The sequence below is a fragment of the Ochrovirga pacifica genome (assembly GCF_000220525.1).
GTDB classification, from domain to species: Bacteria; Bacteroidota; Bacteroidia; order Flavobacteriales; family Flavobacteriaceae; genus Ochrovirga; species Ochrovirga pacifica.
Window position 1 is genome coordinate 80851 of record NZ_AFPK01000034.1, and the last position, 12943, is coordinate 93793.

The window sequence follows — 12943 nt, forward strand, 5'->3', positions numbered from 1 at the left end:
CTTTTTATTGATAAAAAAGTAATAAAAAACCAAAAGCATTAAACTTTTCGTGTTCTTAAAAGTCTTAGGTTAAACTTAAAAAGAACCATGACTTTATCCCCCAATAAAATCATCATAGCTTTTGCAGGGCTATTGATGAGTTTATTTACTTACGCACAGCAGATTGAGGTAAAAGGAACCATTATTGATGAAACGACCAAAGAACCTATAGACTTTGCAACTGTACAAATAGAGGAAACTAAAAATCATCGATTACTAGGTTATGGTTTTTCTGATGACAAAGGAAATTTTGTGATAGAAACCGAATTAAAGGAAGAAACAGATGTTTCTTTGGTTATTACCTACATAGGATTTACCACCTACAAACGTAACATTCCCCTAAATAAATTACATTACAATGCAGGACAAATAGTTCTGACCGAGACTACCGAAACTCTAGATGCAGTAGTAATAACAGCCAAACCTCCTATCTTAATTAAAAACGACACGATGCAGTTTAATGCATCCTCTTTTAAAACCAAAGAAGATGCTGTAGCCGAGGATTTGCTGAAAAAATTACCAGGAGTTTCGGTAGATAACGACGACGGAAGTATTAAAGTAAACGGAATTGATGTAACTAGAATTTTGGTGAACGGAGAGCCTTTTTTTAGCAATAACCCTCAAGTAGCAATGAAAATCATTTCTAAAGATATTATCGAAAAAATAGAGGTAACCAACACCAAAAGTGATGAAAATGAATTTACAGGAAACGAAGATGAAGAAGAAGCTAAAACCATTAACATTATTCTAAAAAAACTGGAACAAGGAAATATGTTTGGTGATGTGCTAGCCGGACTAGGTACCGATAAACGTTACGAAAGTAATGCTGTGTTTAATAGAATGCTAAACAAATCATTTTTTACAATTTTGGCTTTTAGCAACAACGTAAACAAAAACAATTTTAGTTACGATGATGAGGCTCAAAATACTTTGGATAGAAATAAAGCAATTAAAACCGAAACCAATGTAGGAAGCAATTATTCTAATAAATTTGATGGAGGAGATCGGTTAAATATCAACTACATGTTTTCGGATACCAAGTATGACAAAGGAACTAGAGAGGATAGAATTAGCCTGGTGCCTAGCAATCCCAATAGCAGAATAAGTGAAACAGACGATATTACGGAACAACAAATACATAAGTTCGATTTTAAGATGATAAACAACGTGTTTCAAAACTTTAGACTAATTACACGAACTAACTTTTATTCAAAAGATCGAGATTTTTTTAGAACATCAGAAAGTGAAACCAAAAACCAAGCGGGAGATTTTGTAAACGGTAACTATACCGATTTCGACCAATTTCAAAACACAACCAATATTTTTTCTAATATAAGTGCTATCTACAAATTAGAGAAAATCAATGCGTACATCAATTATAGAATTGGAACAGGAAAAAATATGTACAATGCATTTTCTAAAAACAAATCCACAACGTTTTTTGAAAGTAAGGATGACGTTATTAGAGATCAAGAAATAGATCAAAAAAGAAACGATTTTAATAGCAACCATTTTATAAAATACAACCAACGTTTTTTGAATAACAATTTTATATCCTACGAATTTAGTACCCGAAAGGACGATAAGGCTTTTAACAAACAAGTTGCCGATTATAATATGGATAACGGTAGTTTTGAAAACAACCAAGCGTTGAGTTTTGATCAACATTTAGACATTACCAAAGAAGAACATAAATTGGCCTATGAATACAGAAAAAAATCACTTTACTTTAATGCTAAAGCAAGCAAATTAAGAACGGAGTTGGGTAATAGAGAGTTGGATAGAGATCTGGAGTTGGTAAAAACCTTTAGTGATTATTTATACTCGTCAAAATTAAGATATACCATAAAATCAGGCTTTACGCTAAATGCAAATTATAGAACCAAAAGTATCGTACCCAAAAATAACGAACTATTAACCATAACAGACAATACCAACCCACTGTTTATAACCATTGGAAACCCCGATTTAAAAAGAGAATTAGAGCATTTGTTTAGCGTTAATATTCGTACGTTTAACAAGAAAAGTAAGGTTTTCTTCTTCAATCGATTTAGTTATACCAAGGTAGCCGATAAAATTATCAATCAATCTACGGTTGATGAAGAACTGGTAACCACCAGAACTTATGTAAACAATAGTGACAATTATAAATACAGTGTGTTTGGTAGTTTGTCTAAAGACTACAAAAAGGCACCATTGTTTTATAGTTTTAAAATGAAATGGTTTGCTAGTATGTCCGAAAACGCACATATAACCAACAACGTTTTTTTTAAGAGTCATTCCGTTACATTTACCCCTTCTTTTTATGCAGATATCAATTACAACGATTTGATAGAAATAAACCCTACTTACCGATTGTTTTTAGACAATACCCGATACGATACAGATTTGGTTGCCAATCAATCTAACGTACAGCATACTTTTGGTTTAAATATTACCACTTTTGCTCCCGAACGTTTTACTCTTTTTAACCAAATGCAATACAATTTAAATCCTAAGTTTGAAGAAGGTTTAGGAAGACAGTCTTTGGTATGGAACATAACTGCTAACTACAGTTTGGTGCCTAATAAAGCCAAACTAAAATTTACTGTTTTTAACTTGTTAAACCAATACAATAACACCAACAGAGCATTAACAGACAGCAGAAACTCTACGTATACTTACGATGTTTTAAAACAGTATTTTATGTTTAGTTTTAAATATATTTTTAAAAATTCGTAAACAAATACTAGAACTTTAATGGTGGCTATTGTTGATTTTTTAGTGTCTCTAGCAGATACTTTCAATCAATCAATAAAGATTGTAGTTACTTTTTTTGATGTAGCTTGTAGGATGTGATGAAGAGGAGAATGTTGTTTAATTTTGATATAAAAAGTAAGGAACAATAATTTAAATAATACTTTTAGCCTCTGAATTTAACCTCATCAAAAATGAATGTAAAAAGAATTACAAAATACCTAGACCCTTTTGTGCTGTGCTTGTTAATGGTAATTGCTTTGGCATTTCTTTTTCCTAATGGAGCAGAAACTTTTTGTTTAGCAGAGTTGACCAGCGTGGGGATTAGTGGAATTTTTTTCTTATATGGCTTAAAGTTGTCTATTGCCGAGGTGACTAACGGACTCAAGAATTACCCACTACACATATTGGTTCAGTTGAGTACTTTTGTGCTTTTTCCTGCAATTATCTGGATTCTAAAACCAGTATTATCACTATGGATTGGAGATACTTTTTGGATGGGATTGTTTTACTTATCAGCATTGCCTTCTTCAGTTTCTTCTTCGGTAATTATGGTTTCTTTGGCAAAAGGGAATGTACCTAGTGCTATTTTTAACGCTAGTATTTCTGGAATAATTGGAGTGTTTGCCACCCCATTGTGGATGGGGTTGGTGATGTACCAACAAGAAAATGTTTCTTTGCAAGGGATTTTTCTAAAATTGACCTTACAAATTCTAGTGCCTTTGGTTATAGGATTGTCGTTAAATAAAAAATACGGAACCTGGGCTCAACAAAAAAAACGTTTTATCACTCTGTACGACAAAACCATTATTGTTCTAATTGTGTATTCTAGCTTTTGTAAATCGATTTTAACCGATGTTTTTTTAGGAATTTCTCTTTTGCAAATATTGTATTTAGGTATTGTAATCGTTGCTTTGTTTTGGATAATGATGGGTATGATCTACAGTTTTGCTAGGTTGTTAAGACTTAATTTGGCAGATCAAATAACAGCCATGTTCTGTGGGTCTAAAAAATCCTTGATACACGGTTCCGCTATTTTAAAAATTTTATTTGTAAACAACCCAAATGCAAGTTTGTTTTTACTTCCCGTTATGTTGTATCATACCATTCAGCTAATGATTTTGGCTGTAATTGCAAATAGATTAGGAAATAGATAAAAAGAGAATAGATGAATGGTTTTTAAGAAAGGTTAAAGTATTAAAAGATAAAGGAATGTAGTTTGTCGAAGTTTACATACATCTTATCGAAATTTGATTAAAATTGGCAAAGGGTGATTGTAATTTTGCTAAAAAAACACCCTTAAGTCATGAAACACGTATTACTACTAATTCTTTTTTTTACGGCAAGTTTACAAGCTCAAAATTTTAATTATTTAGGAACTTATACTTCTGATGGAACCCCAGAATATTTAGAAAACCCATCGGACGTTGTAACAGAGGAAACTCTTAGAGAGATAAAAAGTGCACTTCCAGAGAGTTATCCTGTACCAGACTATAACCCTCATTATATTAGTTCAGGATTTGATACGGATATCCACATCAATCAAAAAGCGGAGGTTTATGTAACATTTGTTAGCGAAGGAGCTTGGTATAGAAATGTATTAGGTTTTTACACCTACAACACAAATGATCCAAATCCCAAAAGACCTAATGCAGAAGATATTACAGTTATATTTCCCAATGCATCTGCCCTAAACCAAAGGGGAAGTTTGCTAGCTGGTGATAAAGTAAAAATTGGTGAATTTGAAGCTGGTACAAGTATTGGTTGGGTTTTATTGGCCAACGCATGGAATGGTAGCAAAGTTACTTGGGGATTATGGCAATTGTATTCTAACACAGACTACAATCCTGAAAATGACGAGACTTTAAGAAAACACAACGTGTTGTTAGCTGATGATAAAAACCAAAGAGTGATTCTTGGTTTTGAGGACGTACGAAGAGATTATGCTTCTTGTGATCATGATTTTAATGATGCAATTTTTTATGTAACAGCAACTCCATACAGTGCTATTGTAAATGAAAACATAACAAAAGTAGAAAGTGCTACCGATGTTACATCAGCAAACAATGGAGGCTTAGAAAGTAACGGAACTTTGGCAGAAAAAATTGCCAAACGTAATTTTAAAAGAAGTTTAAAACATACACAGGCAGATACAAAATCAAGACAAACCAGAGTAAGAACTTTAAAAACATTGGGTACTTCTACTGTAGAGGAAACTAGTTTGTTGCAAAATTACATTCCTGAAACTGGAATGTTTGGGAATGAGAGTTCTTATGTGTCAAGTCCAACTGATTTAGTTGAAATTACCAATGCAGAAGAAGTTTTTTCTATAGATTATTATACTGATGATCATAGAATAGCAGCAGCATTGGCATCGTATACATCTGAACACGTTTATGATCACACCAAAGCTATTTGTGATCGTTTAAACAATTCTAGCTTAGAAGATGTAAGATTGGTTACCGTAAGAGGACATCAAATGATTTATTCAAAAATATTAAGAGAGTCAGGAGAGTTAGAGAATACGTTAAGTTTTTCTATCAAAAAAGAAGGCAACCAGTACGAATTGTATAGTTTTTGGAATATTGATCAATATCCAGAGGGTGATTATTACAACTTTCAAGTATGGGGAGGCAGTAATGGGCAAGTATTTGCAATTGCAAATCAAATTATAGACAAATTTAGTTCAGAAGCTTTGGTAACAAGCGATCACAATACTGAAAAAATTCCTGACGTTTTTGTAAAATCAGGATATTATCAAAATGGAAAAGTACATTTAGAGTTGATTAACAATACACGCACAACTGCTATAGCGTTGCATGCAAATTATAAAAGCACAGAACATGCAGATACAGCATCTTTACAAAGAAATATTTCTCTATCAGGAAACAGACAAGAATCTATTGTTGTGGAAACAGGAAATCTTTTTGATGCAGGAATTTCGATTCAGGGAATTGCATCTACTCAAATGGATGCTTTGTATTTGGCAGATGGACCTTGGGGAATAGATTATTTAGAAGAGGGAGCTAGAGTGAGTGTGTTTGATATTACTCAGAACAATACACAAGTACAAGAAGGAACCTATGCGGTTGAAAGAAATTTATTGGCTACAGGTAGTATAAAGAATACTTTTAACGCCTTTAGACAAGTTCTTCCTGGAGATCAAGCTTTAGATATACAGAACTACAATGCTATTCAGTTTAAAAATAAAAGCACACATCCTGTAGAATTAGTCTTAATGCAGAGTGGTTTAGAAGATTGGGAAGATAGATATTCATATGTACTAGAAGCTAGTAACAAAGAGGTTTTAAAAACGATTGCTATTAGTGATTTTACAGATAAATATGGCAATAAAGCAACCATTAAGGATGTAAAAAGAATTGTGTTTTCTATCAACGGAAATGGAAACAGTTTTGAGAATTTTGAGTTGGCAATACAGAATGTTACTTTTACAAACGTTTCTATGATGCCTAATGATGATGAGGTGATTCAGGAAGAAACTACAGACATAGGTAGTGAAGTTTATCCAAATCCATTCACAGATCAAACCCGTATTAAGGTAACCAATGGTATGGTTAATCCAATTATAAGGGTGTACAATATTTTAGGAAAATTGGTGGAAACACAACAAGTTTCTGTAAATCAATCAAACCAAACAATTACTTACAAAACAAAATTGTCTAACGGTATTTATGTCTATACCATAGAAGAAGAGGGAATAGGTTCTAAAAGTGGTAAGTTTATAGTAAACTAATTGAGATATACTATTCAATAAAAAAGGTTCAAAATGTTTTTTTTGAACCTTTTTTGTTTGGTAATTAGTAAGATTTATAAAATATCTTTTTTTACTGATTCTAAAATTAAACGACCGTCTGGATCTGCAGCTGTTTTTAATTTAGTAAAGTCCTCAGCCCATGCAGAAGTTCTAACTCTTAAAGGAGGTTGTTCTGTGTTGGCAATATCTAAAATAATTTGTGCTACTTCTTTTCCTGTTTGATAAGGAGAGTTTTCCGAGTTTGCAGACCTTGTTTGTACACCTTCTAAATATTTTTGAAAAATAGCTGCGTATTCTCCTGTAGCAAATTCCCCTTTTTCTGTAACTGTTTTGCTAATAGCATTGTTCATAAATTCAGTAGAAATTCCCCCTGGTTGTACTGTGGTCAAGTGAATGTTAAAAGGATCTGAGATATAAGTGGCCAAAGCCTCAGTAAAACCTTCTACAGCAAATTTAGCTGCACAATATAGCTCGTTAAAGGGTTGTCCTACCAAGCCCCCTACAGAACTAATATTAATAATACGGCCTTGTTTTGCTTTTCTCATATAAGGTAACATAGCTTTGGTGGTTCGTACAACACCTAAATAATTAACTTCGGTTACCCATTGAATTTCATCAAAACTAGCTTGTTCTAAAGTTTTAGAGAAACCTGCTCCAGCATTATTTATCAAAACATCTATTTTCTTATGTTTTAATATCAGCGTACTTATCACCTCTTCAATAGTGTCGTTTTGGGTTACATCTAGTTCATAAAGTTCTATGTCTAGTTTTTGATCTTCTACGGCTTTTTTTTAAGGCAGAAGCTTTTTTTAAGTTACGCATAGTAGCAAAAACCTTGTATCCGTTTTGTGCAAAAAGGAGGGCAGTTTCCAAACCTACTCCTGTAGAGGTTCCTGTAATTAATACATTTTTTTTCATTTGATATAAAATTGGTTTTTTGGAATAATCATTCCAATTTAAGTTAAAAAAATTATTCTTTAATGGCATCCCAAACCATTTCTAGTTGATTTTTTAGGGATGTTTTTTTATTGATTTTTGGTTGTGTCTGAAACCATCTAATAAAAGAGAAGATAGAACCTCCTATAAATTGAAGAAGTTCTTCAGTATCAATATGTTTAATAATCCTGTATTGTTTGCCTGATGTAAGCATAGATAATACAGGGGCAATGGTTTTTCTTCCTACATTTCTACTAGCTTCAGTAATTAACGGAGAGGCGTGTAGTTGCTCCATAAAATTAAAGTACAAAGGGTGTTCTATAAAAAATAATAAGGTTGCTTTGTAATAAGATTCAAATTGTGTTTTTATTGGTAGTGTTTCAGAAAAATTAGCAAATAAAGCTGTTTCTTCCTTTTTAATCATCGTGTAGATTTCATTAATAAGTACTTCTTTAGAAGGGTAGTAATTGTATATAGTTCCCATTCCAGTACCAGCTTCTTTGGCGATAGCAGACATGGGGGTAGCATGAACTCCGTTACGGGTTAATAAGGTTAAAGCAGCCTTAATAATATGATCTTTCTTATTCATGTAGCAAAGATAGATGTTTTGGAATAAATATTCCAAAACAAATAAAGTTTATTTTTTTTGTAAACAGATGTTTAATGGTTCGACCTAATTTTTAATAAACGAAAAACTTTGATAATGAGAAAACTACAAAACTACTTGGAGATAATTTTGGTTTTTCTGAGTTTTACTTCTTGTATTCAGGAAGATTTGGTAAACGATTATGTAGAGCCAGAATTTAGAATTGACACTGAAAATCCCATTCCGGAAAGAATAGGTTTGGACAACACCTATCAATTTACAGCTTCTTTTTTTAACGATGTAGGCCAACAAACAAATGTGCCTATTACTTGGACAAGCTCTAATACTGGAGTTATTACCATTAACAGTCAAGGACTGGCTACTGCTGTTGGAACAGGACAAAGCGTTATTACAGCAAGTGTTGCTGATGACAATCCTAAAAATAATTCTAAAACGATAACTAAAACCATTGCAACTCTTACTGTTGATGAAATTCAAGAAGGAACATTAGCGATTAACAACGCACGAACAAGTCCTATGGCTATTGGTGCAACATACAATTACAATGCTGATTATGTAGGAAGTGGAACTTTAGAATGGACAAGCTCTAACCCATCTGTAGCAAGTATAGATAGTGCTAGTGGTTTGGTAACTGCTAAATCAGCAGGGAATACTAGAATTACCGTTGCTGTAAACGATAACGGAAGTTTACTTACTGATACAACCGAATTAAGCGTGGTTGCAACTCAGTCCAAACAAGCTAGTTTGTCAGGTTCTTATGGTTTAACAGGTACGGTTACTTTTACGAGCTCTAGCTTAGAGTTTTCGGAAGATTTTGGCGTTCGTTCTGCTCCTGGTGGATATTTTTATCTGTCTAACAACCCAAATTCTATTAGTGCGGCTGTAAAAGTAGGAGGGCAAGTAACAGAAAGAACAGGAACCTGGAGCATTACCTTAGATAATATCAATATTAACAATTATACCTATATCATTTTTTGGTGCGATCCATTTGATGTGTACTTAGGAGGAGGGACTTTTGAATAAAAAAAACAAAAACAGATGAAAAACAAAGTAATAATTGTTGCCCTTCTTTTGATTGCATCAAACGCAATGGCACAGTGGACGAAAGGAAAGGGAAAAGGTTATTTTAAACTAAGTTCTTGGTATTTACAAGCTGATGAACACTTTAACGATGAAGGAGACAAATCTCCCTTAACAACCAGAGGTGTTTTTAATGTAAGTTTGTACGGTGAGTATGGAATTACAGATAAGTTTGATATTGTGGCCTATATTCCTTTTTTTGTTCGAAGTTTTCAAAACAAATCGGTGTCTGCAACCCGAGGAAATACAATAACCGAAGGAGCTTCTCTTAATAGTTTTGGTGATACAGATTTAGGGGTTCGTTATTCGCTTTATAAGTCGAGTAGATTAGCAGTTTCATCGACCTTAAAATTTGGAATCCCTTTAGGGAAAACAGAGGGAGGAAATGAAAGAGCTGTACTGCAAAATGGAGATGGAGAGTTCAATCAGCATTTGCAACTAGATGTAGGAGTGCCGTTTTCTTTAGGGGCATCTGATGCTTATGCAAAAACACACTTGGCCTACAACCATAGAACAGAAGGTTTTTCTGATGAGGTTTATTTTGGTGGAGAATTAGGAGTTCGTTTTTTTAACAAATTATGGCTTATTGGTCGTGTTGCTGTCTTAGAATCAACCCGAAATGGATCCTTAGGGGATGCAGGAAGTATAAATGGAAGCATTTTTGCGAATAATATTGAATATACCAGTTTGGGAGCTGAACTTGCGTATTATATTACTAAAAAAATAGGTGTTTCTTTTTACTACGCATCTGCAGTTTCTGGAAGAATTATTGTGGCAGCTCCTTCGTATAGTGGAGGAGTGTTTTTTGAGCTATAAACATAAAAAAACATCTTATACTTTAACAATTCTTTAAGTATAAGATGTTTTTGTTTTAACCAAAAGAGTTTTAATCCCAATATTCATCAATTACTTTTTGAATTTCGGGATACTGATGGTCTTCTTCTTTTACTTTGGTTCTTAGTTTTTTTAGTCGATCTTTTAGCTCTTTAATAATTTCTTTGTACTGATCATTTCCGTATAAATTGTTCATTTCTTTGGGATCTTTTTTTAAATCATAAAACTCCCAAGCAGGAGGTGTATTAAAATACGACATAGAAGCTGGGTTGTGTGCCCATTCTTGTGCTTCGGTATTTCTAGAGGTATTGTAGTCTCTTCCATAAAAGAAAATCAATTTATAATCTTTGGTTCTGATACCAAAATGTGCAGGATTGTTATGTTTGTGAGCCATGTGCATCCAATAACGATAATAAGTTTCCTTTTTCCAATCTTTAGGTTCTTGACCTGTTGTTAAAATATCATAAAAACTTGCTCCTTGCATGTACTCTGGGGTTTTACCACCTGCCATATTAATAATAGTTGGGGCAAAATCAGTATTGTTAACAATGGCATCGGTGCGACTACCTGCTTTAATTTTTTTAGGATAACGAACCATAAATGGCATGCGCATAGATTCTTCATACATCCAACGCTTGTCTATATAATCATGTTCTCCTAGCATAAATCCTTGATCACCGGTATAAATTATAATGGTATTTTCCATTAGATTTTCTTTTTCTAAGTAATCAAACAAGCGTTTTACGTTGTCATCTACTCCTTTCACACAACGTAAATATCGTTTTAAATATTCTTGATAAGCTAATCTTTTGTATTCAGGGTCAGGAATGTTAGGATCAATTTCCATGTGCATTCCCATATTTCTAATTACATTTCTGTGTCCTATAGAAGAGCCAATGGTATCTGTTAAAGTATCATTAAAACCTCTAGTTCCTACAGAACCGTTGTTCTTGTTATCCCATAAGCTTTCAGGTTCAGGAATGGTTACATCAGCTAAATAATTTTCGTATCTAGGGGCATATTCAAAAAAATCGTGTGGGGCTTTAAAATGATGCATCAGAAAAAAAGGTTTGTTTTTGTCTCTTTTGTTTTTTAACCAATCTAAAGAAAGGTCTGTAATTACATCAGATGAGTGTCCTTGGTATTGTGTGGCATTTACTTCTCTTACCAAATCTTCTTCAAATCTAAATTCGGTTTTAGTTCCTCCTTCTTTAGTGTATAAGGTTGGGTTAAAGTAATCTCCTTGCCCAGGCAATACGTTGTAATAATCAAAAGCATCAGGAGCGTGTTTTAAATGCCACTTACCAATCATTGCGGTTTGGTAACCTAATTTGTTCATTTCTAATGCCAAATATTGTTTTTCTTTTTTTAGTCTTCCACTTAAATCAACCACACCGTTTACCTGACCGTATTGACCTGTTAGAATACTTGCTCTAGAAGGGGTGCAAATAGAGTTGGTACAAAAAGCGTTTTCTAATAACACTCCTTCTTTGGCAATTCTATCAATAGTAGGAGTTGGGTTTAGTTTAGCCAAACGACTATCATAGGCACCAATTCCTTGGGTTGTATGGTCATCGGACATAATAAAAATAATGTTGGGCTGATCGGATTGTTTTTTTTCTTTTTTACAGCTAGTTAGTAGAGTAATAGCGAATAAAAATAGAAAAGTTGAATGTTTAGTCATGTTAACTTTAACTTTTATAAAAGGATGAAACAATTTTATGAAATATGAATTATTGGTTTAAAATTAAGGAAATGTTAAGTGTATTTTTATTTTTATGATGAATTTGTTTTGTTTTTTTAGATAAACGTGTTGTGTTTGTGATAAAACATCAATTAGCTTTGAGGGTAAAATACATTAAGGATGAAAGTTATTGTAAAAGTAGGATTTATTTTGACCACTATTTTTTTTGGAAATTGTAGCAAAGGAGAAGACAATGCATTTGTTCCTCCTAAAGAACCTATAGAAAATACAGAAGAAGATAACTCGGAAGAAACTACAGAAGAAAATGAGTTGGGACAAGATGCCAATCAACCTACTTTTAACGAAAATCAAGATCCTAATACAACGGACAAACAATGGGTACAAGTTCCTGAATTGTCAGACGAATTTAATGGAACAGAGTTGGATACAGACAAGTGGTCTCCAACTCCAGAAACTTTATGGAACGGAAGTGATAGAGGTTGGTACGGATCTACCCGTTCTTTGTTTGATGCTAACAATGCTAGTGTAGCCGAGGGATATTTAAGAATTGAAGGAAAAAAATACGATACACCTCAGTACAGTCCTAAAGATGATACTTCTAAACCCGCCAATAGAAGATACGGAGGAGCTTATCTTTACGGCAAAACATATGCTAAAGAGGGTTACTATATGGAAGCTAAAATGAAAGCAAGTGGAACTGCTATGTCTGCTGCTTTTTGGCTAAAAACTCCACCAATTCCTTGTAGTAGTAATGCAAGTTTTGGAGAAAACTTAGAAATAGATATACAAGAATGTGTGGGAGTATTTACGGGAGAAAAAGGAGATGCTTGGACAAATGACGATTGGGCAGTAGACTCCAAGTGGGATCGTATTTTTCATTACAATACCCACAGACACAATGCAGGAAACTGTTATACAGGAGGAAAACAGACAAAAGGAGGAAAACTAAATTTTGATCAAAAGAACTCCGAAGCATTTCATATCTATGCAGCCTATTGGCACCCCGGAGGAGAACGTATAGACTTTTTTATTGATGGTTATATAGTAAAACAAGTTACGCCGGCCATTCCTTTTAAAGGAGAGCTACGATTGATTATGTCCAGTAATTTTTACGATTGGATTGAAGAAACCACAGCCGAAGAAATGGGGTTTAATAAACCCCTTGAAGAACGATATACTCGTTTTGATTGGGTACGCACTTGGCGATTGGAGTAGTGTTTTAGAGATTTGT

At 33.5% G+C, this 12943-nt stretch carries 10 protein-coding genes; 6 read left to right on the forward strand and 4 right to left on the reverse strand.

Annotated elements, in window-relative coordinates; genetic code table 11:
* Positions 1 to 87 precede the first annotated feature (87 nt).
* The 3 genes from FS85_RS0106345 to FS85_RS0106355 all read left to right on the forward strand — a co-directional run bounded on the left by FS85_RS0106345 (position 88) and on the right by FS85_RS0106355 (position 6529).
* On the forward strand, positions 88 to 2760 hold the full coding sequence (locus tag FS85_RS0106345; RefSeq protein ID WP_010135271.1) for a TonB-dependent receptor: 2673 nt from the start codon (positions 88 to 90) through the stop codon (positions 2758 to 2760).
* 209 nt (positions 2761 to 2969) lie between these two features.
* The gene (locus tag FS85_RS0106350) at positions 2970 to 3932 is read left to right on the forward strand and encodes a bile acid:sodium symporter family protein (protein ID WP_010135272.1); all 963 of its coding nucleotides are present in this window, start codon (positions 2970 to 2972) and stop codon (positions 3930 to 3932) included.
* Positions 3933 to 4081: 149 nt separating this feature from the next.
* Positions 4082 to 6529, forward strand: a complete 2448-nt coding sequence (locus FS85_RS0106355; protein WP_010135274.1) for a DUF4114 domain-containing protein — start codon at positions 4082 to 4084, stop codon at positions 6527 to 6529.
* A 74-nt stretch (positions 6530 to 6603) separates the two neighbouring features.
* Here the strand turns inward: FS85_RS0106355 and FS85_RS15930 are convergent, their stop codons facing one another.
* The 3 genes from FS85_RS15930 to FS85_RS0106365 are packed head-to-tail and all read right to left on the reverse strand — an operon-like array spanning position 6604 to position 8075.
* Entirely contained in the window at positions 6604 to 7311 is a 708-nt protein-coding gene (locus FS85_RS15930) for an SDR family NAD(P)-dependent oxidoreductase (protein WP_237706947.1), read from the reverse strand.
* A complete protein-coding gene (locus tag FS85_RS16860; RefSeq protein WP_237706946.1) occupies positions 7298 to 7468 on the reverse strand; it encodes an SDR family NAD(P)-dependent oxidoreductase in 171 nt (56 codons plus the stop codon). The genes FS85_RS15930 and FS85_RS16860 overlap by 14 nt, the downstream gene beginning before the upstream one ends.
* A gap of 52 nt (positions 7469 to 7520) precedes the next feature.
* Positions 7521 to 8075 carry a TetR/AcrR family transcriptional regulator gene (locus tag FS85_RS0106365; RefSeq protein ID WP_010135276.1) on the reverse strand — a complete coding sequence of 185 codons (555 nt, stop codon included), beginning with the start codon at positions 8073 to 8075 and terminating at the stop codon, positions 7521 to 7523.
* A 114-nt stretch (positions 8076 to 8189) separates the two neighbouring features.
* On the opposite strand from FS85_RS0106365, the gene FS85_RS0106370 reads away from it, so the two are divergent.
* Both FS85_RS0106370 and FS85_RS0106375 read left to right on the forward strand, forming a co-directional pair.
* The gene (locus FS85_RS0106370; protein WP_010135277.1) at positions 8190 to 9116 is read left to right on the forward strand and encodes an Ig-like domain-containing protein; all 927 of its coding nucleotides are present in this window, start codon (positions 8190 to 8192) and stop codon (positions 9114 to 9116) included.
* A 15-nt stretch (positions 9117 to 9131) separates the two neighbouring features.
* The gene (locus FS85_RS0106375) at positions 9132 to 9989 is read left to right on the forward strand and encodes a hypothetical protein (RefSeq protein WP_010135278.1); all 858 of its coding nucleotides are present in this window, start codon (positions 9132 to 9134) and stop codon (positions 9987 to 9989) included.
* A gap of 70 nt (positions 9990 to 10059) precedes the next feature.
* On the opposite strand, the gene FS85_RS0106380 is transcribed toward FS85_RS0106375, so the two are convergent.
* Complete coding sequence (locus tag FS85_RS0106380; protein WP_010135279.1) at positions 10060 to 11691, reverse strand: sulfatase family protein; 1632 nt, start codon at positions 11689 to 11691, stop codon at positions 10060 to 10062.
* 180 nt (positions 11692 to 11871) lie between these two features.
* Between FS85_RS0106380 and FS85_RS0106385 the strand changes: the two genes are divergently transcribed.
* Entirely contained in the window at positions 11872 to 12927 is a 1056-nt protein-coding gene (locus FS85_RS0106385) for a family 16 glycosylhydrolase (protein WP_010135280.1), read from the forward strand.
* The last annotated feature ends 16 nt before the right edge of the window (positions 12928 to 12943 follow it).